Source organism: Marinomonas sp. NPDC078689, assembly GCF_044542435.1.
Classification (GTDB): domain Bacteria; phylum Pseudomonadota; class Gammaproteobacteria; order Pseudomonadales; family Marinomonadaceae; genus Marinomonas; species Marinomonas arenicola.
Window position 1 is genome coordinate 200,503 of sequence record NZ_JBITUJ010000003.1, and the last position, 20,547, is coordinate 221,049.

Here is a 20,547-nt window from a genome sequence, read left to right on the forward strand (position 1 = left end):
CACACCTTCTAGTAAGAAGATGGAGCGGGAAACGAGGCTCGAACTCGCGACCCCAACCTTGGCAAGGTTGTGCTCTACCACTGAGCTATTCCCGCAAAATGCTTTTCACAGTTAAGACATTCAAAGTAAACTAACCGTCCGTTTGAAAGGATGGCGTCCCGTAGGGGGTTCGAACCCCTGTTACCGCCGTGAAAGGGCGGTGTCCTAGGCCTCTAGACGAACGGGACAACGTTTTAATCTTGCTGTGTGAGCGGGGGCGTATATTACTGTTAATAATCTGAAAATCAACAGTTTTTTTAAAATTTCTATTAAGTTAAGCTAACAACAACTTGTTTTACAAAGACATTGTCTAAAAATGGAGCTATTTATGCTGAAAACACGCCTTTTACTACCCCTATCCTTTGCCACCCTATTATTGGCTGGTTGTACGACAACGCACTACATACAGATCGAACCTACGGCCTCTATAAAGAAAGAACAACTGCAAAACGACCGCGCCATACAAGTAACCACCAATACACAACTAGGCAACCACATTGGCGCCATTAAAACAGGACTGAACGAGCGCGCTGACATCTTTACGACTAATGATGTAAAAGAAAGCGTTAATAAGAGCATCATCAATGGACTTACCCAATTAGGCTTCACGCCAGATCAAGGTGTTTACCCACCAGCTGAGCTTAATGTTGTTATCACTAAGATGAGCTACACCACAAAAGCAAAGAATTTGAAAACCACAGCGACTCTCGACTTTCAGCTTGCGGCAACGGTAAAAGCCAAAGGTCAAACCTATAAAGCCAACTTTGGCTCTCAGAAAGTAGAAGAGTACGGCACCCTGCCTTACCAAAGCACAGTACAAGAAGACATGAATGACCTAGCAAGCAAAACAGTCAGTCGCTTGCTTAGCGATCAGAACATCATCACCCTACTTAAAGAGTAATCTAAGCGGCGACATGGATTCGCCAACAACCCAAAAGCAGAGCACAAAAAAAGGCGCCCTTTAAGGAGCGCCTTTTTTATTGTCTAGCGTAAAAGCCTGGTTACTTTTCTTCATCAAACAACAAAGAAGCAGAGTTAATGCAATAACGTAACCCTGTTGGCGGTGGACCATCATTAAATACGTGCCCAAGGTGAGCATCACAATTCGCGCACACTACTTCTGTTCGCTGCATGCGCCAAGAGTTATCACTGTGCTCTTCAATGTTTTCTTGATGGCCATCATAAAAGCTCGGCCAACCACAACCGGCATTGAATTTTTTGCCGGAATCAAACAATAAACTACTGCAGCAACGGCAACGATACTGACCGGCTTCATAAAAGTTATCGTACTCACCAGTATGAGGACGCTCAGTTCCTTTTAAGCGCACAATATTGAAAACGTCTTCAGGGAGCTCTTTACGCCACTCCTCGTCGGACTTGATGACTTTTTTAGTGCTATCTCTATCACTCATCTTGAATGCTCCAGAATTAGGTATAGAGTAAGTATATTCGCCCTACCCCCTGCATTAACAAGGAAAACTCGTGCAAATTCGCAAATCTAACAAATTAGCAAACATCTGTTATGAAATCCGCGGCCCAGTTCTTAAAGAAGCCATGCGAATGGAAGAAGAAGGCCAACGAATCCTAAAACTCAATATCGGCAACCCAGCGACCTTTGGTTTTAAAGCGCCCGATGAGATCCTGGTTGATGTTATCCGCAACCTACCCACGGCGCAGGGATACTGTGAATCAAAAGGGCTTTATTCCGCCCGTAAGGCGGTGATGCAAAAATACCAAGCCTTGGGGGTAAAATCTGCCGACGTAAATAATGTCTGGATGGGCAATGGCGTCAGCGAGCTCATCGTGATGGCCATGCAAGCCCTGCTCAATGATGGCGATGAGATTCTGATCCCTGCGCCTGATTACCCTTTATGGACCGCCGCGGCCACCTTGTCTGGCGGTTATGTAAAACACTACCTTTGTGATGAAGGGGCCGGTTGGCAACCTGATATTCAAGACATACGCGCTAAGATTTCCAACAAAACCAAAGCCATTGTCATTATCAACCCGAACAACCCTACGGGCGCGGTTTATGAAAAAGGCATTCTAGACGCCATTATTGACCTTGCGGAAGAACATAAACTGTTGATTTTTTCCGATGAAATCTACGACAAAATTTTATATGACGGCGCGACTCACATCCCCACCAGCACGCTCACAGAAGGTCGCATGCCTTGCGTCACATTTGGCGGCTTGTCTAAAGTGTATCGCACCGCCGGCTTTCGCTCAGGCTGGATGGCCATCACGGGGGATAAAAGCGGCATAAGCGACTATATAGATGGCTTAGACATTCTTAGCTCTATGCGTCTGTGTGCAAACGTGCCTGCGCAACACGCTGTACAAACGGCCCTAGGGGGTTATCAGAGCATTAATGAGCTGATCATAACTGGTGGGCGCTTCTATGAACAAAGAGCCGTTGCATGGGAAGCCCTCGACGCCATCCCTGGGGTGAGCTGTCATAAACCCGAAGGCGCGCTATATCTCTTTCCAAAACTAGACCCTCGCATTTACCCCATTCAAGACGACATGGATTTAGTCTTGCGCTTCTTACAAGAAGAAAAAGTGCTGATTGTTCAAGGTACCGGCTTTAATTGGCCAACACCTGACCACGTGCGTTTCGTCTTCCTTCCGCACATTGAAGACCTAACACCAGCCATGGAACGTTTCGCGGCTTTTCTAGGGCGACTAAGAAAACGCTAAATAAGCTCACATAAGAGAATCTTCTCTGCTTGAAATTGAACTTTATGGCCCTATCATGCTCCTAACAGTTTTTCTAGGAGCATGAACATGCGCATCATTCTGTTTTTGTTAACCAACATCGCCGTGATGGTGGTTGCAGGTATTATTCTTAGCCTTTTAGGCGTAAACGGTTACATGACAAGCAACGGTTTGAATTTCACCTCCTTGCTTATCTTCTGTGGTGTCTTTGGCTTTACTGGTAGCATCATTTCCTTGTTGCTTTCCAAGTTTATGGCCAAGCGCGGCACAGGCGCCGTGGTCATTAAGCAACCCAGTAACCACAAAGAAGCTTGGCTTATCGATACGGTCGCTGAGCTATCCCGTAACGCGGGCATCAAAATGCCTGAAGTGGCCATTTTTCCATCCCATGACGCCAATGCTTTTGCGACTGGCTGGAATAAAAACGATGCGTTAGTTGCTGTCTCCAGCGGCATGATGGATCGCTTCCCGCCGGATGAAATCAAAGCCGTGCTGGGTCACGAGATTGGTCACGTGGCAAATGGCGACATGATCACGCTAAGTTTGATTCAAGGCGTAGTGAACACCTTTGTGATGTTCTTTGCGCGTATTGCCGCCTATGCCGTGGACCAGTTCCTACGTAAGAATGACGACGAAGGTTCGGTTGGTTGGGGCTATTACATTGCGACCTTTGTGTTCGAGATGCTTTTCGGCATTCTTGCGTCAATGATTGTGATGTGGTTTTCGCGCTTTCGAGAGTTCAGAGCAGACGAAGCTGGCGCTCGATTGGCAGGCAAAGGCGCTATGATTGCGGCGCTGGCTCGATTACAACAGGAGCACGAAGCCAGCCACATGCCAGATTCAATGTTGGCATTCGGCATTAATCGCGGTAAAGCACCGACATTAGGGGAATTGTTTTCAAGCCACCCTCCTATAGATAAGCGCATCCAAGCGTTACAGGCTCTGTAACAGAGCGCTAGAAACACAAGCTTATCAACCAAAAAAACCAGCGACTAGGCTGGTTTTTTTTGCTTTTGCGATTCGCAACACTTTATTCTCGACCACTCACTTTCAACAACACGCAACGCTTAACGTGCTTTTTTCTTTTGGTTTTCCAAAATATACGCGGTCAAAGGAATGACAATTTCTTTTGTTAGATCCTCAAAACGAAGACCATAAACATAGAAATACTCAGCGTCCATTCTCGATAAAAAGTCATTATCCACCAAGGTAGATTGCAACTGCTCTAGCATTTGAATTTCTTGTGAGCGGATTTCGCAATTTACTTTCAAGAAAAAGTTATAGCCGCTGATTTTAATGTTCATCGCCACGCGCATTCGCTGCTTCACGGCGCCAAAGTCTTCTTTAGAAATCAGCTTGGCACCACCGGCACTTAGATCAACAACAATCCCCGATGTTGCCTCAGGAATGGTGTTTTCATTGCTTGTCGGCTCTAGGCTGCAAATAAGTCGTGTCTCTACACGCACCGTCTCACGAACCACAGAGGTCTCAACATACGACGGATAGGCTAAGTGCAAATGGGCCGCAGGTTCAAGATAACTCTTTGCAACCCGACTTGAGAAAGCGCACACAGCGGTACCCAGCATAAGCCGAACATTAATCGCCTGCCCTTCACGGACAAAGATCTTTCTGCCTTTGGACGTAGGGCAAGAAACAATCAAGGAGCGCCCAGGAATAGCACCCAGCACCTTCACCATATGCCTCGCCGGAGGCGTAATAAACTCTAATTGTACAAACGTACCTAGAGGTACATCTAAATCACCTAAGTCGACTTGTATAACCCCAGCCATCAAAATTCCACTTTCTAATTAATATTATTATTCCACTCGGAAACCGATAGCACGCAAAGCCTTAAGATCCGCTTGCTTACCATTAGAAACGAAGCAAGTATTAAACTCATCTCTTTCAACATAATGCTTTCTTAGCCAATCAAATGTCGACCTATCCGAGCCTGCGCGATATTTTCCACGCAGTCTAGCATCGTCTCGAGCCACATCGTAAATAGCGTGCATTGAGCGCGCGAGCATTTCTTCCGTCAATGGCCCTTTCTCAATACCAATAGAGCGTATTCTTCCAGCCGTAATCGCCTTTTCAAGAGCAAGAGGATTAGGAATATCAAAAAAACGACAAAATGCCTGATAAACCATCCAAGTGCCTTTTTCACGACCCTGTTTACTGTACCCCGCAATATGAGGCGTCGCAATATCAGCAATGGACAATGTCGAGGCATCAATCAGTGGCTCGCCTTGCCAAACGTCTAGGACAATATTTAACGCGCTCTGCAATGCGTGATGGCGCCCACGCAAGGCCACTTCGTCAATCACTCCACCACGACCAGCACTGATGATCGTAGTACCGGCCTGCACACCAGACAAAAGCTCAGCACCAATCATGCCTTGCGTCGGGTATTTTCCCGTTGTCGTAAGTGGCGCATGCAAAGAAATAACCGCGCAACCTAATACCGTTTCTAACGAGGCAAAATTAACCGAGCCACTTACTATCTCTTGTTCTTTAAAAGGGTCATAGACACACACATTGCAGCCAAGGGCTAAAAAGCGATCATAAACAGTTTTGCCGACGTTGCCGTATCCAATCACGCCAATTTTTTTACCCAACCAAGACAAGCTCTTACTCAGCGACAAATAGCCCAACGCACTGAACACATAATCCGCAACCGCTTCAGCATTGCAACCAGGCGCACTGGTAAAGGCAATGCCTTGCTCAGCCAAATACTCGGTATCTATGTGATCCACACCTATGGTAGCACTGCCAACAAAGCGTACTGAGCTGCCTTCTAATAGCGCTTTATTCACCTTGGTGACTGATCGTACAAGCAGCGCATCGGCATCCTTTACTTGTTCCTTGCTTAGGGTCCTACCGTTAACCAGCTCTACGTCTGCGAAAGGAGAAAAAAGCGTCGCCACATTGGGCATATTCTCATCGGCTATTATTTTCATACTGCTGTTTTATAAACTCATTAAAATCGATATTAGGTAAACGGCGAGCCAGCAAGTACTTAGCAAATGTAAGTGCTCTCTCTGGTAAGCCAGAAATTAGATAATCGCCCACTTGGCGATAAACAGATTGCTGAAAAGGGGTCGCGTCATAATCAACCAAGGCTAAGTTATCAACACTTACTCGAAACTCTAATCCCGCCGCCCAATGCAAAACACACTCAATCGCTTGAGGCTTAACCTCAACTTGCTCAAACAGCGTTTGTTGCTGTTGCGTGCGCGAATCGGTTTCATACCAGTAACCATAATCTTCTAATAGACGTCGTTGCGGACCAGCCAGACACCAGTGACTGATTTCATGCAATGCACTAGAGGGGTAATCTAATCGAAAGTAGAGAATAGCGGGGGTAGCTTTGCCTTTTGACGGTAAGTAAAGCGGCTCATCCGCACCACCAACCAAGGTGGTATGAAAGCGTGAAAGAAAACAGGCATCAAACGCCTCTATCAGCTGAGCGGCAGTAACCAAGGATCAATCCCCCAAACAAAAGGCAGGATTATTACATATCTTCCAAAACCGCGCTATGCAAACGCCGACAGTGCGGCGCATACATAACGCAATAGCACATAACTTAGCTGCTTTGCCTGACGTGCTTTCTTCAAAAGCGTCGTCGCAGGCGGTTAACCGCGGTAATAACGTGCAGGCACAAATGGCATTTTCGTCAACAATAATGGAATGCTTTTGCCTCGCACTAGGGCAAACAAAGGTTCTTCACTTGCCAATGCCTCACTGGACACATAAGCCATCACAATAGGCTGAGACAAAGAAGGTGAGAAACCACCACTGGTGACCAAGCCTTTCTCTTCCCCAGCTTGGTTAACAATTTGAACGCCTTCGCGCACTGGCGCTTTACCGTCGACTAAAAAGCCAACTCGTTTACGAGCAGGTTTGTTTGAGAACTGAGGCAAAATCACATCCGCCCCCGGAAAACCGCCTTCACGAGCACCGCCTAAGCGGCGTATTGGCTGGATCGCCCAATTTAATGACGCTTCAATCGGTGTGGTGGTGGTATCGATATCATGACCATAAAGGCACAAGCCCGCCTCTAGTCGCAATGAGTCACGCGCCCCCAGACCAATCCATTCAACTTCTTCAAATGCTAATAACGCCGCGGCAAACGCTTCGGCATGATCATTTGGCACAGAAACTTCATAGCCGTCCTCTCCTGTGTAACCAGAACAGCTTACCCACAACTCAACGCCTTGCCAGTCAAATTTAAGACTCTGCATAAACGTCATCGTTTGCGCTTCTGGTACTAGGCGAGAAAAGACAGCGCGAGCTGCTGGCCCTTGAATCGCCAATAACGCACGATCCTCTATTACTTCTACGTCACAATCGGACAACGAGGCTTTCAAATGCGCAATGTCTTGCTCTTTACAAGCCGCGTTGACAACAACAAATAAATCGTCACCCCAGTTTGCAAACATGAGATCATCTGTAATAGTACCGTCTTGAGTGGTGAAAAGACCGTAACGCTGCATACCTTTAGGTAGATCCAAAACATCCACTGGCACAATGGCTTCAAAGGCAGATTTCACGTCTTTGCCTTTAAGAATAAGTTGCCCCATGTGAGAAACGTCAAACAACCCCGCCTTCTCACGCACCCACAAATGTTCCTTTTTAACCCCTAATGGATACTGTACAGGCATTTCATAACCTGCAAATTCAACCATTCTTGCGTCCGCGGCGATGTGTTGTGCATAAAGAGAAGTACGTTTCATAAGCAAACCTTTAATTGGGCCAGTGTTTAGGAAGTTTCCGATTGGAAACAGATTATCTAAAATTCAATGTGGTTGACAAGCCATAAGCCAATTAAAATCCAACTAAATCGGCAATTATTCCGATAAACAGGCAAAAACCTGAACAAATGGTCAGATAAAATCAACCTATTTTATCAAAAGATTTAAAAATACCACTTTCTTACGTGTTTCCAATTGGAAACTTTTTCGATATGATACGAAAAATTGGCGCGAAGCAGACAATTATCGACGCTCTTAGAAAGATGATCTTTTTTCATCATCTTAGACTGCCCTAGTGTTATTATATTAAGGACTCTGTGTCTTTATTGGGCATTAATGTTTATTTAAGAGGAATACACCATGGCAAACACCGAAGCCTTTTTCAGCCAATCCCTGGCTGATCGCGATTCAGAACTTTTTGCAACCCTTGTTGAAGAACAAGAACGTCAAGAAACTGGTATCGAATTGATTGCTTCTGAAAACATCGTTTCCAAAGCTGTCTTGGAAGCTCAAGGCTCCGTACTAACGAATAAATACGCTGAAGGCTACCCTACTCGCCGCTACTACGGTGGTTGTGAAGCTGTCGACGTAACAGAACAACTTGCCATTGATCGCGCAAAAAAATTGTTCAACTGTGAGTTTGTTAACGTTCAACCTCATTCTGGTGCTCAAGCGAACGGCGCAGTAATGCTTGCATTGCTACAGCCAGGCGACACTATCATGGGCATGACCTTGTCTTCAGGTGGTCACTTAACTCACGGTGCAGCACCAGCTCAATCAGGCAAATGGTTCAACGCCGTTCAATACGACGTTAACCCTGAGACTTTATTGATCGATTACGATGCTATCGAAGCGCAAGCAATCGAATGCAAACCTAAAATGATCATCGCGGGTGGCTCTGCTATTCCTCGTGAAATCGATTTCAAACGTTTCCGTGAAATCGCTGACAAAGTCGGCGCTTACTTATTTGTCGACATGGCTCACATTGCTGGCTTGGTAGCGACTGGGGTTCACCCATCTCCACTGCCTCACGCACACATTGTGACAACAACGACACACAAAACACTTCGTGGTCCACGTGGCGGCATGATCCTTTCCAACGATCTTGATCTTGGTAAGAAAATCAACTCTGCTGTTTTCCCAGGCTACCAAGGCGGCCCATTGATGCACGTTATCGCGGGTAAAGCGGTTGCGTTTGGCGAAGCACTGAAACCAGAATTCACTGACTACATCAAACAAGTCGTTGCAAACGCTAAAGCGTTGGCTGCGGTTATGATTGAACGTGGTTGTGATGTGGTAACAGGCGGTACAGATACTCACCTAATGTTGGTGGATCTTCGCCCTAAAGGCTTAAAAGGCAATGTTGTAGACCAAGCTCTAGAGCGCGCTGGTATTACTTGTAACAAAAACGGCATTCCATTCGACACTGAAAAACCAATGGTCACCTCTGGTATCCGTCTAGGTACACCAGCGGCAACATCTCGTGGTTTTGGAGAAGAAGAGTTCCGCAAAGTGGGTCACTTAATCAGTGACGTGTTGGACGGCCTAGTTGGCAATCCAGACGGCAACCCAGAAGTTGAAGCACGCGTTTTGGCAGAAGTCAAAGAGTTGTGCAAACGCTTCCCACTGTACCGCTAAAAAATCATCTACCCGAGGGCAACCCCCTCGGGTATTTTTTTAAAAGAGGCATCATTCATGAGTACTATCCCAGAAAATCTAAAATACGCAGATTCCCATGAGTGGGTTCTAGACAATGGCGACGGCACTGTAACAGTCGGCATCACTGACCACGCACAAGACCTGTTAGGCGATGTAGTTTATGTAGAACTGCCTGAAGTTGGCCTTGAAGTGACCGCAACAGAGCAATTCTCATTGGTTGAGTCGGTTAAAGCCGCTTCTGACATTTACGCACCCGTATCAGGTGAAGTAATCGAGGTGAACACTGACCTTGATGACGCACCAGAGCTTATTAACGAAGCCCCTTTTGAAGGCGCTTGGATCGCTAAGATCAAACTTGCTGAAGGCACAGACCTAAGCAAACTACTTGATGCAGCTGGTTACGCCGCTACCATCGAATAAGGCAGTTATTCACTCTCTTGCTAACCCCACAAGGCGACAGCAAGAGAGCCTCCTCTCTCGTTTTCTTAATAGGTGATATAAATCATGACCTCGTGTATCCGTGATTTGCTAAGCAATGACGAATTTATCGCGCGCCATATTGGCCCAGACGATTCAGAACGCACTACCATGCTGAATACTATTGGCATTGACTCACTAAACGCTCTGATCGAAAAAACCATACCGGAAGCGATTCGCCAAGCCAACCTTGACCTTTCGGCTCAGCCATCGAGCGAAAGTGACGCATTACGCCAATTAAAAGCCATTGCCAAGCAAAACAAGGTAGCGCGCTCTTTCATTGGTATGGGCTACCACGACACCCTAGTGCCTTCACCTATTTTAAGAAACTTGCTAGAAAACCCAGGTTGGTACACGGCATACACCCCTTATCAGCCAGAGATATCCCAAGGTCGCTTGGAAGCACTGCTTAACTTCCAACAAGTTATCATTGACCTAACGGGCATGGAAATCTCAAACGCGTCTTTATTAGACGAAGCCACTGCGGCGGCCGAGGCTATGACGCTGATGAAGCGCTCTAACCGCAAGAAATCCAACACCCTGTTTGTGTCTGACCAATTATTAACGCAAACCATCGACGTGGTAAAAACACGAGCGGAATTGCTCGATATCGACGTGGTGGTTGATGCCAATGAAAACCTTGCCTCTCACGATGTATTTGGTGCCATCTTCCAATACCCAGGCATCAACGGCGAAGTCACGGATCTAACCGACCTAGTGGCACAAGCCCACGAGCAAGGCGCTCTAACCAGCATCGCCGTCGATCTACTGGCGCTTGTGCTATTGAAATCCCCTGGCGACATGGGGGCTGATATCGTCTTTGGTAGCGCCCAACGCTTTGGCGTCCCAATGGGATTCGGCGGCCCACACGCGGCCTTCTTGGCAACAAAAGATGCCTTTAAACGCTCTATGCCAGGTCGTGTAATTGGCGTCTCCAAAGACAGCCACGGCAAACCTGCATTGCGCATGGCGATGCAAACTCGCGAGCAACACATTCGCCGCGAAAAAGCGACATCAAACATCTGTACCGCACAAGCATTGCTTGCCATGATGGCCGGCTTCTATGCTGTGTATCACGGCCCTGTTGGCTTGAAGAAAATCGCCTCTCGAGTGGCGGCGTACGCAAACTGCTTTGCAACAGCACTAAAAGCGAACGGCTTTACCACCAACGCCAATTACTTTGACATGGTCGTCGTTGACACCAACGATAAAACAGCAGACATAGTCGCAGCAACCCAAGCCAAACTGATCAACCTACACCAAACGTCGGCTAGCCGTCTTTCTATTACCTTTAGCGAAACGACCACCAACCAAGACTTAATCGATCTTGCGGACTGTTTCGGTTTCTCTTTGTCACAAGAAGACATAGACGCTACCGCAGCCAGCACCGGATTCGATGGTGCTTTATTACGTCAAGATGCTATTTTGACGCACCCTGTGTTTAACTCTCACCACAGCGAAACAGAGTTAATGCGCTACATGCATCAACTAGAAGTGAAAGACATCGCCCTTAACCAGAGCATGATCCCACTTGGTTCTTGTACGATGAAGCTGAACGCCGCGTCTGAAATGATCCCTGTGACTTGGGCTGAATTCGGTGGCATCCACCCATTTGCACCAACAGAACAGGCCGCGGGTTACCATACGTTATTGTCTGAACTGATCGCTATGCTATCAAAAGCCACAGGCTACGACACAGTGTCCCTACAGCCTAACTCTGGCGCCCAAGGGGAATACGCAGGCCTTATCGCCATCGACAAGTACCACAAATCTCGTGGCGACCATGACCGCAACATTTGCCTAATTCCAAGTTCTGCCCACGGCACCAACCCAGCTTCTGCCGCATTGGCTGGGATGAAAGTCGTGATCGTAAAATGCGATGAAGACGGCAACATCGACCTTGTGGATCTGGCTGCAAAAGCCGAAAAACACGCCGCTGAACTAAGCTGCATCATGGCCACTTACCCATCCACTCACGGTGTATTCGAAGAACACATTCGCGAAGTGTGTGACATAGTGCATAAATTTGGTGGTCAGGTGTACATCGATGGGGCGAACTTAAATGCCTTGGTCGGTATTGCGCCTCCAGGTGCGTTTGGCGGTGATGTGTCTCACCTTAATCTACATAAAACATTCTGTATCCCTCACGGTGGTGGCGGTCCTGGCATGGGGCCAATCGGTGTTAAATCTCACCTAGCGCCTTTCCTACCGGGTCACTCTGTGGCGCCAGTAATGGGTATGCAAGAACAACACGGCGCGGTGTCTGCTGCCCCTTACGGCAGCGCGAGCATTCTTGTTATCACTTGGATGTACATCAAAATGATGGGCGACCAAGGGCTACGTGATGCCACCTTTAACGCCATCTTGAACGCAAACTACATTGCCAAACGCCTAGGTGAACATTACCCAGTACTGTACACAGGCAAAAATGGCACAGTAGCCCACGAATGCATTATCGATATTCGTCCACTAAAAGCAGAATCAGGCATTAGCGAAGAAGACATCGCAAAACGCTTGATGGATTTCGGATTCCACGCACCAACCATGTCCTTCCCTGTGGCGGGCACCTTGATGATTGAACCAACAGAATCGGAAAACCTAGAAGAGTTAGACCGCTTCTGCGATTCGATGATTCAAATCCGCAACGAAATCAGCCGCGTGCTAGACGGCGAATGGCCACTGGAAGACAACCCATTGGTTAACGCACCGCACACTGCCGATAGCTTATTAGACATGGAATGGACCCACGCTTACTCTCGTAAAGACGCGGCGTACCCACTTCCTTGGATCAAAGCTCGTAAGTACTGGCCACCAGTGGGTCGCATCGATAACGTTTACGGCGATCGTAACTTGTTTTGCGAATGCCCACCAATCGACAGCTACGAAGACTAAGCTTGGCGGCATAAAGCACTAAGCGGCGCAAAGCAAAAAAGGGCGAATCAGCCATGATTCGCCCTTTTTTATTAACCACTGTTTCATAAAACAGCCTAGAAAACCCCAGCTCAAACAGCCATTAACGCTCGACTTTGAATTTAGACAAAATCTCCGTGAGCTTATCAACGGCCCTCGCGCTGTCCACATGCCCTGATTCCAGATTCGCAACAATGTCCCTTAACGATTGCGTTGAGTCACTGATTACCACAAGGTTTTTATTAATCGCCTCCGCAACATTGGATTGCTCGGTCGCCGCCGAGGCAACTTGAATGGTGTTTTCAGACACCATAGAAACGCGTTCATTAACAAAACCCAGTTTTTCAGCACTTTCTATGGAAGAAGAAACGGTTTTCTTCGCTTCCTCTTGGCTATGAGTCATTAAACACCGTTACTAGGCTCAAAATCACACGACCAACATGGTGAACCCCATTCGACTGATCAAAAAGAGCAACAAGGCCAAAAACAACACCCTGATAAAGCGGCTGCCTAACCTTAGAGCCAGATAAACGCCGGCAAATGCCCCTAACACATTACAAACCGCGATGAGCGCGCTCACTTGCCACAACACATTTCCCGACGGTATAAAGAACAGCAGCGCCGCCGTAAACGCCCCCAGATTCACCAGCTTTGCAGAGGCTGAGGCATTTAAGAAATCAAACCCAAACCCTCTGATAAAAAGAAAAATCAAAAAACTACCACTCCCAGGACCAAACAGTCCGTCATAAAAACCAATCAGACCACCAAACACGACCCCTTTCGCCATGTTTCTCACGCTGCCCTCCACCTTGGTATGACTCAACCCCAAGTCTTTCTTGTGAAACGTGTAAATAGCCATCGCAATCAAGAGGACGAAAACAACGATCTGCATGCTGTCTTTGGGGATGCTAGCCACAGACATGGCCCCAAAATAGGCAAACACAAACGCCGACAGAGCCGTAGGCAACAGCACTCTCCAAACCATGTTTACCCTTTTAAGATAAGTGCCAATAGAGCTAATTGCGGCCATCCAAACCGCCACTTTATTGGTACCAAACACCATTGATAATGCGTATTCGGGCAGCGCATGCATCAACGCAGGCAAGAGGATCAAACCGCCTCCCCCCACAGCCGCATCAATTAATCCACCACAAAAAGCAAACACACCTAACGCGATCATGTCAGTGACGCTGGTAACCATAATCCGTTCCTATACGATAAAAGCAGTCATTAAAAAGCAACCACACCGACCTAAAGCAAGGCGGCGTCTGATCAACACCTTGCTAACCTAATCAACTGGATAACTAAAAAAAAGTAACTTATATTAAGCAGATCATTCACTTTTAATGAGCGATAAGATGGAACTCTCTCAATTGCGTATGTTTAAAACCATTGCGGATCTTGGCAGCATCGCGAAAGCCGCTGAACAACTGCATTGCGTGCCTTCGAACATCACGACACGAATCAAGAATTTAGAAGAGGAATTAGGGGAAGCCTTATTGATTCGCAAAGGACGCGGCTTAACATTGAGTCCAGCCGGCGATATATTCCTTGAGTACGTCAATAAAATTTTGTCCATGTGCCAAGAAGCAAAGCGCGCCATTAGCAGCGAAGGAGAACCTATGGGGACACTGCGCCTAGGCGCGATTGAATCCGCTGCCACCAGCCGGTTACCAAAGGTATTGTCCAAATACCACAAATATTACTCAAACGTGCACATTGAATTTACCACGGGGAAATGGAAAGCCTTAGAAACCGCGGTGGTCAAACATGAACTAGACAGCGCCATCATCGCGGGCAAAAGCGTACACCCAGACATTGAATGCGTTGAAATCTATCAAGAAGAAATTGTATTAATCGCCCCTGCCACGTTTGACACAGTGCGCTCTCCGGCCGACTTAGTTGGCAAGAATGTCTACATGTGGCCAGAAGGCTGTCCATATCGAAAAGCGCTAGAGAACTGGCTTGAGGTCAATCAGGTTTCCGCCGAGATCACCAGCATTGCAAGCTATGGCACCATCCTTGGCTGCGTCAGCTCAGGCGCTGGCATTTCATTGGTACCAAGAGGCATATACGAGCAGTTTAAACTTATTGGCGGCATCAAAGGCTATGCATTTGAGCAACTCAAACCCATCAAAAACTACTTTCTCTGGAATAAAAACACCGGCTTTCACAAGGCCAAAGACGCTTTTTTAACACTGGTGCAAAGCGAATTGAGTCCAAAGAGGCCATGACAGAGAAGCGGAAATCGTGCTTTTTGTGGGGACAAACCAAATTCTGTATAAATATACAGCTTTTTATTTCCCCCTATAAAAAGCCAACCTCGCCTCAAGAAAAGAAGGCCTTAGCTAGGATAACCAACACCCCAAATGCCCTTTAGAAAGGTGTCATTCAGACTGCTGTCGATACAGCGCGGCGCCAAGCCTTGAAAAATAGGCTTTAAACGCCGCGTTAATTTGCTGACGCTGCGCGCCTTGTGGATACAGCCCTGCTTTGGCTTCATCTGAATAGCGACTGCCTTTCACAAGAAAGCGACTTTTGGGTTTTTCGTCTTCTACAAAAGCTTCAAATGCTCTGGCACACAACTCTTCCGGCTTGGCGTAATAAACCATATTTAACGCTTCATCCGTGCGCTTAGAGGCATCAAACATCGCGCTGGGGGCGCTGCCATCGGTATTGAGCATAATGGCTTTGAAGCAGTTTTCTAATAACGTATTCAGAGGGTGTGGTTGCATCCTGGTGGACGTTAACCAATTAGAGGACGCAAACGATTGAGCCCCTAGGATGGGAAACATTTTGTCTCCCATGTAATGATCGAAAGCATGATACCACTCGTGAGCAAGACTGCCGGCACCGGCGTTTTTCGCTAACGCCAGTTGGCGCGTCGCTGGCATATAATGCGCCGCCACACCTGGCCGTCCGCCTTTACCAAACTGAAGCCCTAGGCTACCACGCAAAGAAATCAGCGTTTCAGGCCCCTGCAGCACGTCCATTAGGTCACACAGCGCTTGGTAAAAATTCACTGCCGCGCGGTCGCGCTCTTCTGGCTTTACCCAACGCCCCATTTCAATGCCGCGAAAGTCAAATTGACGACGAATCATCACAAAATTGGGCTGACCAAACTCCGAACTCATTAACAAGCACCTAAATCATCATGGATACACGACGCTAGATTACCACACCTCATGCGCTGCCTTCTTCTGACTCCTTGTCCATTTCATTGATCTGAAATAAAAAGATCATTTTGCTGTCACTAAAGCGTCATGCCCAACGTGATTTACTAGCCCGGCAGTTAATGAAGCTACCACTTTGTACTTTTTACTTTACGACAGCTAATCCCTGAAGATAGAAAGGAATAATAACCATGAGTCAGTCAATCGATAACACCCGCCGCCGCATGCTTAGCTTTATGGCCGGGGCACCATTATTACCACTTGCTGGGGGCATGTTTAGCGCCAAAGCCTTTGCAGAAAATATGACAGAGGCGCCTTTATCTTCCGTCAGCTTTGTACCAATGACAGCGCCTTCTCTTAGTAACCCTGCCGCCATGGCGACCGCATACACAAACGCCGCCATGCAGTTAAAATTTGAAGATGGCTCTAGTCGTCTAGTGAAGCTGGATTACCACCCTTTCTTTATTTCAGGCGATCGCGTGCCAGATGGCAAGGGCAATACCTTAGTCGCGGGCGGTTATTATGATATTAATAATAAACCAATTACCGATCCTACTTTAAATAACCGTCAGTTCTTCTCCGACTGTCCCGATGGCTCTAGCCTATTGACGGTCAAAGACGCTAACGTCGCTGGCGTGTACGGCAACCACGTTTTCGCCGTTGTTCAATTTGAGTACACCAGCCGTGATGGCGCGGACAACGATATGTACGGTCGCCTACCTTCGCCTATCGCTGTTTTGACGCTGGACCAAAACCCAGAAACGGGCGAACTAAAATTGGTAAAATACCACAACGTGGACACATCCAATGTGGGCGGTCTATGGATCACCTGTGGCGCCAGCTTATCTCCTTGGGGAACCCACCTTTCCAGTGAAGAATATCAACCCGATGCGTCAGATTTAGATAACGAGCAGTTTAAAGCCTACAGTAAGAACTTGTTTGGCGATGAGAACAAAGCCAAACCTTACAACTACGGCCACCTTCCTGAAGTCACGGTTCATAAAGACGGCACTGGCTCCATAGTAAAACATTACTGCATGGGTCGCCTTTCCCACGAGCTTGTACAAGTTATGCCAGATGAGCGCACCGTCTTAATGGGCGACGATTTTACCAACAGTGGCTTATTTATGTTCATTGCTGACAAGCCCCGCGACCTTTCGTCTGGTAAATTGTACGCGGCAAAATGGCACCAAACATCAGGCAAAGGACCGGGCGCTGGCAACCTAACTTGGATCAAGCTAGGCGAAGCAAACAGCGACGAAATTCAGCGCCTTGTTGATGCTGGCATCAAATCAACTGATATCATGGAAATCCACACCAAGGACCCGAAAGACCCAAGCTTCACCAAAATCGGCTACAGTGGCAAAACGAACTGGGTGAAATTGAAGCCTGGAATGGAAAAAGAAGCCGCCTTTTTGGAAACTCACCGTTACGCAGCCTTAATCGGAGCGTCTTTAGGTTTCACAAAAATGGAAGGCACCACAGTCAACATCAAAGACAAAAAAGCCTACTCCGCCATGTCTTACATCTATAAAACCATGACCGATGGCAGTACCGACATCCACGTTGAAGGTCCTAAAGCGGGCGCGGTTTACGAGCACACCCTTAAAGGTGGGCAAAAAGACAACCACGGCCACACCATCGACAGTGAATGGGTGTCAGTTCGTATGGAAGCGCCGGCGAATCTTATCGGCGAAGACCTTGCTGTGCCGGACGAACTTGGCAACACAGCGCACGCCGATCGCATCTCTAACCCTGACAACCTTAAGTTTTCTGAAAAACTACGCACCTTGTTTATTGGTGAAGACAGCGGCAACCATGTAAACAACTTCTTATGGGCGTATAACGTCGACAGTGGTGAACTGGCGCGCATTCTATCGACGCCAGCAGGGGCAGAATCAACCGGTTTACACGCAGTCGATGAATTAAATGGCTGGACCTACATCATGAGTAACTGGCAACACCCAGGTGATTGGGTAAGCCCATTGCATGATAAAGTGAAAGACACTCTGGACCCGTACATCCGGGCAAACTACAAGGATCGTTACGGCGCCGCGGTTGGCTACCTAACCGGCATTCCTAAATTGTCGTAAGCCATACCAAACAAAAAAAGGCGGCCATACGGTCGCCTTTTTTATAATTGAAAATTACCAGACTCTCATTCTGTGCTAAAACACTCATTCCATGCTAATAACGCGACGACTTACCAATAGCCCAACACTTTCCACCAAAGACCGCCGACAATTCCCCAAACGGCTAAGTTCACAAGACTCATAATAAAGCCCATGATCCACCAATCTTCCATAGACACATAACCAGAGCCAAAAATAATCGGCGAAGTACCTGTTGCGTAATGGGTTAACGACATCATCAAGGACGAGGCGCCAGCAAGCAATAAACCCAGATACAAAGGCGGCGCCCCTAAGGCTAAACCGGCCGCGTAAAAGGCCGCAAACATGGCGGTAATATGCGCCGTGGTACTCGCAAAAAAGTAATGCACATAAAAGTAGACGGCAACCAAGATGACCACTGACACGCCCCAGCTTAAATGAAACTGCTCAATATTGCTTTGCACCACGGTCGAGAACCAATGCACTAAACCAAGCTTGTTTAAGAACGTTGCCATCATCACCAAGGCCGAAAACCACACCACAGTGTCCCATGCGGATTTTTCTTTGAGTACGTCTTCCCAGCTCAACACACCGGTGACCAACAACACTGACAAGCCCAAAAATGCCACCGCGGTAGTGTTCACCGCAAACTCAGCACCAAAAAGCATCGCCGGCACCCCTGCCCACAGCAAAAGCAACAGAGCAAACACCGCCACCATGACTTTTTCGCCATAACTCATGACCCCCATGTCTGCCAACTTGGATTTTGCGTAACCACTGGCATCTGGAGTACTTTTAATTTCAGGCGGATAAATCGCGTAAATCACTAAGGGCACCAAAGCAATACACACCAAGCCTGGCAACAAAGCGGCCAATGCCCAAGTTCCCCAAGAAATACTAATGCTTGCTCCGGTCGCATCAGCAATGAGCTTAACGATAAGAGGGTTCGGCGCCGTCGCGGTAATGAACATGGCCGAGGTGATCGGATTGATATGATAATTCACCAACGCAAGATAATGGCCTATCTTACGCGAAGTGCCTTCTTCTGGAGAAGAACCGAAGCTGCTGGCAATGGACTTCATGATTGGGTGGATAATACCACCCCCGCGCGCCGTGTTACTTGGTGTTACCGGAGCGATCACCAATTCAGACAACGCCAGCGCATAACCAATGCCTATGGTTTTCTTGCCGAACAAAGAAATAAAATAATAGCCAATGCGATTACCAAGACCTGTTTTGGCCAATCCTCTAGAAATCACAATGGCAATACCGATAAGCCAAATAAGCGAATTAGAAAAGCCACTTAGAGCGTCCTTAATCGCACCCGATGGACTGTCGTTGGTGACGCCTGTGATGGCAACCAAGGTGATTGCCAAAATTGCCAACGCGCCGATCGGCATCACCTTCCCAATAATGGCGACCACGGTTCCAACAAACAAAGCCAACAAATGCCAGGCATTTACCGACACGCCCTCAGGGACGGGGACCACAAACCAAATACTGGCCGCCAAGCCAATGGAAAAAATACCAGGGACAAGTTTTACACCACCCACCTTCATACATACTCCTTTATCAAGGCTGCCGTAAAAAACGACAGAACCGTCGAGGAATTTTACGCCTTGCCGAGCCCCTCTGCGCTGACATAAGTCAGACCGGCAGCGAACAGCAAACGCCACGCAAAAAAAAGGAGCAGATACACATCCACTCCTTTCAGTCTGTTCGCGTTGTTGTCAGCGTTATGGAAACACGGACTCTAATGATTCATTCATCAGTGTCTGCCATTCTTTATCCAATGGCGCTTCAAACAACATACGCTCGCCGTTTAGCATAATATCCAAACGTGTTGCGTGTAAACACAAGCGCTTAAAGCCAAGCGCCTTGGTTTCTTTCAACAATTCCACCGGCGAATATTTATCATCGCCAACAATTGGGTAACCTGCGTGCAAAGCGTGCACACGAATTTGGTGAGTACGCCCAGTGACAGGTTCACACTCAACCAAGCTGTATCCGTTAAATTGACGAGCCAATTTGAAACGCGTAAGGCTCTCTTTGCCGTCCGTATGAACTTTTACCACTCTTTCGCCTGATTTGAGTTCATTTTTCAGTAAAGGCGCATTCACTTGCAACTTACGCTTTGGCCAGCTTCCGTAAACCAATGCCAAATAGGTTTTTTGCACCCCTTCTTTTTCTCGAAGTGCCGTATGCAGCTCTTTCAAGACACTGCGCTTTTTTGCCACCATGATCAAACCAGAGGTGTCTCGGTCAAGTCGATGAACAAGCTCAATGAATTTTTCTTGCGGGCGCATCTGGCGAATCACTTCCACAAGACCAAAACTCAAGCCACTGCCACCGTGCACAGCCAACCCAGACGGCTTGTTCACCACAATCAGGCCTTTGTCTTCATAGACAATGCGCGATTCAATGCTGTCTTTGAGTTTGTCTGACAACATCGGCTTGTCTGGTGCAGGCGCAACAACAATGGGCGCAATGCGCACAATATCATCGTGCTGCAAACGATAATCTGGTTTGGTGCGCTTCTTATTTACCCGAATTTCCCCTTTGCGCAAAAGGTTATATAACTTGCCTTTCGGCACACCTTTTAGCAGGGTCACAAGGAAGTTATCGATCCGTTGACCAGAATTATTCTCGTCAATCGTCACGTAGCGTACCGCTGGCCGCTCTGCGGAATTTAGATCTGAGTCCGACATA

The 20,547-nt window shown here is 47.5% G+C and carries 18 protein-coding genes and 2 tRNA genes; 8 read left to right on the forward strand and 12 right to left on the reverse strand.

The features are described from left to right. Window positions 1–20 precede the first annotated feature (20 nt). Both ACIGBN_RS07130 and ACIGBN_RS07135 read right to left on the reverse strand, forming a co-directional pair. Window positions 21–95, reverse strand: a tRNA-Gly gene (locus tag ACIGBN_RS07130). Window positions 96–151: 56 nt separating this feature from the next. Beyond that, window positions 152–227 (reverse strand) — tRNA-Glu (locus ACIGBN_RS07135). 140 nt (window positions 228–367) lie between these two features. Between ACIGBN_RS07135 and ACIGBN_RS07140 the strand changes: the two genes are divergently transcribed. Next, entirely contained in the window at window positions 368–940 is a 573-nt protein-coding gene (locus ACIGBN_RS07140; RefSeq protein ID WP_133003636.1) for a YajG family lipoprotein, read from the forward strand. A 100-nt stretch (window positions 941–1,040) separates the two neighbouring features. Here ACIGBN_RS07140 and msrB read toward each other — a convergent pair whose 3' ends face one another. Beyond that, window positions 1,041–1,451: a peptide-methionine (R)-S-oxide reductase MsrB gene (msrB, locus tag ACIGBN_RS07145; RefSeq protein ID WP_133003635.1), complete on the reverse strand. Its 411-nt coding sequence runs from the start codon at window positions 1,449–1,451 to the stop codon at window positions 1,041–1,043. A 70-nt stretch (window positions 1,452–1,521) separates the two neighbouring features. On the opposite strand from msrB, the gene ACIGBN_RS07150 reads away from it, so the two are divergent. Beyond that, a complete protein-coding gene (locus ACIGBN_RS07150) occupies window positions 1,522–2,739 on the forward strand; it encodes a pyridoxal phosphate-dependent aminotransferase (RefSeq protein ID WP_396664496.1) in 1,218 nt (405 codons plus the stop codon). An 87-nt stretch (window positions 2,740–2,826) separates the two neighbouring features. Continuing rightward, window positions 2,827–3,705: a protease HtpX gene (gene htpX, locus ACIGBN_RS07155; protein ID WP_396664498.1), complete on the forward strand. Its 879-nt coding sequence runs from the start codon at window positions 2,827–2,829 to the stop codon at window positions 3,703–3,705. Between the two features lie 119 nt (window positions 3,706–3,824). Here htpX and ACIGBN_RS07160 read toward each other — a convergent pair whose 3' ends face one another. The 4 genes from ACIGBN_RS07160 to gcvT form a co-directional block, all read right to left on the reverse strand. Next, window positions 3,825–4,547 carry a flagellar brake protein gene (locus ACIGBN_RS07160; protein ID WP_133003632.1) on the reverse strand — a complete coding sequence of 241 codons (723 nt, stop codon included), beginning with the start codon at window positions 4,545–4,547 and terminating at the stop codon, window positions 3,825–3,827. A gap of 27 nt (window positions 4,548–4,574) precedes the next feature. Then, window positions 4,575–5,714, reverse strand: coding sequence for a 4-phosphoerythronate dehydrogenase (locus ACIGBN_RS07165; RefSeq protein WP_396664500.1), 1,140 nt, complete (start codon window positions 5,712–5,714; stop codon window positions 4,575–4,577). Further along, window positions 5,695–6,237, reverse strand: a complete 543-nt coding sequence (locus tag ACIGBN_RS07170) for an elongation factor P hydroxylase (protein ID WP_396664502.1) — start codon at window positions 6,235–6,237, stop codon at window positions 5,695–5,697. Before ACIGBN_RS07170 ends, ACIGBN_RS07165 begins: the two co-directional genes overlap by 20 nt. A gap of 152 nt (window positions 6,238–6,389) precedes the next feature. After that, window positions 6,390–7,490, reverse strand: coding sequence for a glycine cleavage system aminomethyltransferase GcvT (gcvT, locus tag ACIGBN_RS07175; protein ID WP_133003629.1), 1,101 nt, complete (start codon window positions 7,488–7,490; stop codon window positions 6,390–6,392). 378 nt (window positions 7,491–7,868) lie between these two features. Here gcvT and glyA point away from each other — a divergent pair, with 378 nt between their 5' ends. The 3 genes from glyA to gcvP all read left to right on the forward strand — a co-directional run bounded on the left by glyA (window position 7,869) and on the right by gcvP (window position 12,536). Beyond that, on the forward strand, window positions 7,869–9,146 hold the full coding sequence (glyA, locus tag ACIGBN_RS07180) for a serine hydroxymethyltransferase (protein WP_133003628.1): 1,278 nt from the start codon (window positions 7,869–7,871) through the stop codon (window positions 9,144–9,146). Between the two features lie 57 nt (window positions 9,147–9,203). After that, window positions 9,204–9,587 carry a glycine cleavage system protein GcvH gene (gcvH, locus tag ACIGBN_RS07185; RefSeq protein ID WP_207923391.1) on the forward strand — a complete coding sequence of 128 codons (384 nt, stop codon included), beginning with the start codon at window positions 9,204–9,206 and terminating at the stop codon, window positions 9,585–9,587. Window positions 9,588–9,671: 84 nt separating this feature from the next. Continuing rightward, window positions 9,672–12,536, forward strand: a complete 2,865-nt coding sequence (gene gcvP / locus ACIGBN_RS07190) for an aminomethyl-transferring glycine dehydrogenase (RefSeq protein ID WP_396664505.1) — start codon at window positions 9,672–9,674, stop codon at window positions 12,534–12,536. Between the two features lie 121 nt (window positions 12,537–12,657). Here gcvP and ACIGBN_RS07195 read toward each other — a convergent pair whose 3' ends face one another. Both ACIGBN_RS07195 and ACIGBN_RS07200 read right to left on the reverse strand, forming a co-directional pair. Further along, complete coding sequence (locus ACIGBN_RS07195) at window positions 12,658–12,957, reverse strand: hypothetical protein (protein ID WP_396664507.1); 300 nt, start codon at window positions 12,955–12,957, stop codon at window positions 12,658–12,660. A 24-nt stretch (window positions 12,958–12,981) separates the two neighbouring features. Continuing rightward, the gene (locus ACIGBN_RS07200) at window positions 12,982–13,755 is read right to left on the reverse strand and encodes a sulfite exporter TauE/SafE family protein (RefSeq protein WP_396664509.1); all 774 of its coding nucleotides are present in this window, start codon (window positions 13,753–13,755) and stop codon (window positions 12,982–12,984) included. A 157-nt stretch (window positions 13,756–13,912) separates the two neighbouring features. Between ACIGBN_RS07200 and ACIGBN_RS07205 the strand changes: the two genes are divergently transcribed. Next, window positions 13,913–14,788, forward strand: a complete 876-nt coding sequence (locus ACIGBN_RS07205; protein ID WP_396664511.1) for a LysR substrate-binding domain-containing protein — start codon at window positions 13,913–13,915, stop codon at window positions 14,786–14,788. 153 nt (window positions 14,789–14,941) lie between these two features. Here the strand turns inward: ACIGBN_RS07205 and ACIGBN_RS07210 are convergent, their stop codons facing one another. After that, entirely contained in the window at window positions 14,942–15,688 is a 747-nt protein-coding gene (locus ACIGBN_RS07210) for a CLCA_X family protein (RefSeq protein ID WP_133003623.1), read from the reverse strand. 230 nt (window positions 15,689–15,918) lie between these two features. Between ACIGBN_RS07210 and ACIGBN_RS07215 the strand changes: the two genes are divergently transcribed. Further along, on the forward strand, window positions 15,919–17,820 hold the full coding sequence (locus ACIGBN_RS07215; RefSeq protein WP_133003622.1) for a PhoX family phosphatase: 1,902 nt from the start codon (window positions 15,919–15,921) through the stop codon (window positions 17,818–17,820). A gap of 110 nt (window positions 17,821–17,930) precedes the next feature. On the opposite strand, the gene ACIGBN_RS07220 is transcribed toward ACIGBN_RS07215, so the two are convergent. Together ACIGBN_RS07220 and rluC are read right to left on the reverse strand one after the other, a co-directional pair. Beyond that, the gene (locus ACIGBN_RS07220) at window positions 17,931–19,397 is read right to left on the reverse strand and encodes a DASS family sodium-coupled anion symporter (RefSeq protein ID WP_396664514.1); all 1,467 of its coding nucleotides are present in this window, start codon (window positions 19,395–19,397) and stop codon (window positions 17,931–17,933) included. A 177-nt stretch (window positions 19,398–19,574) separates the two neighbouring features. Then, the gene (gene rluC / locus ACIGBN_RS07225; protein ID WP_133003620.1) at window positions 19,575–20,546 is read right to left on the reverse strand and encodes a 23S rRNA pseudouridine(955/2504/2580) synthase RluC; all 972 of its coding nucleotides are present in this window, start codon (window positions 20,544–20,546) and stop codon (window positions 19,575–19,577) included. Window position 20,547: the final 1 nt, after the last annotated feature.

Excerpts from the sequence above, each read along its gene's own strand:
- ACIGBN_RS07140 (WP_133003636.1), top strand. The coding sequence starts at position 368 with ATGCTGAAAACACGCCTTTTACTACCCCTATCCTTTGCCACCCTATTA.
- msrB (WP_133003635.1), bottom strand. The coding sequence starts at position 1,451 with ATGAGTGATAGAGATAGCACTAAAAAAGTCATCAAGTCCGACGAGGAG.
- htpX (WP_396664498.1), top strand. The coding sequence starts at position 2,827 with ATGCGCATCATTCTGTTTTTGTTAACCAACATCGCCGTGATGGTGGTT.
- ACIGBN_RS07160 (WP_133003632.1), bottom strand. The coding sequence starts at position 4,547 with ATGGCTGGGGTTATACAAGTCGACTTAGGTGATTTAGATGTACCTCTA.
- ACIGBN_RS07165 (WP_396664500.1), bottom strand. The coding sequence starts at position 5,714 with ATGAAAATAATAGCCGATGAGAATATGCCCAATGTGGCGACGCTTTTT.
- gcvT (WP_133003629.1), bottom strand. The coding sequence starts at position 7,490 with ATGAAACGTACTTCTCTTTATGCACAACACATCGCCGCGGACGCAAGA.
- glyA (WP_133003628.1), top strand. The coding sequence starts at position 7,869 with ATGGCAAACACCGAAGCCTTTTTCAGCCAATCCCTGGCTGATCGCGAT.
- gcvH (WP_207923391.1), top strand. The coding sequence starts at position 9,204 with ATGAGTACTATCCCAGAAAATCTAAAATACGCAGATTCCCATGAGTGG.
- gcvP (WP_396664505.1), top strand. The coding sequence starts at position 9,672 with ATGACCTCGTGTATCCGTGATTTGCTAAGCAATGACGAATTTATCGCG.
- ACIGBN_RS07195 (WP_396664507.1), bottom strand. The coding sequence starts at position 12,957 with ATGACTCATAGCCAAGAGGAAGCGAAGAAAACCGTTTCTTCTTCCATA.
- ACIGBN_RS07200 (WP_396664509.1), bottom strand. The coding sequence starts at position 13,755 with ATGGTTACCAGCGTCACTGACATGATCGCGTTAGGTGTGTTTGCTTTT.
- ACIGBN_RS07205 (WP_396664511.1), top strand. The coding sequence starts at position 13,913 with ATGGAACTCTCTCAATTGCGTATGTTTAAAACCATTGCGGATCTTGGC.
- ACIGBN_RS07210 (WP_133003623.1), bottom strand. The coding sequence starts at position 15,688 with ATGAGTTCGGAGTTTGGTCAGCCCAATTTTGTGATGATTCGTCGTCAA.
- ACIGBN_RS07215 (WP_133003622.1), top strand. The coding sequence starts at position 15,919 with ATGAGTCAGTCAATCGATAACACCCGCCGCCGCATGCTTAGCTTTATG.
- ACIGBN_RS07220 (WP_396664514.1), bottom strand. The coding sequence starts at position 19,397 with ATGAAGGTGGGTGGTGTAAAACTTGTCCCTGGTATTTTTTCCATTGGC.
- rluC (WP_133003620.1), bottom strand. The coding sequence starts at position 20,546 with ATGTCGGACTCAGATCTAAATTCCGCAGAGCGGCCAGCGGTACGCTAC.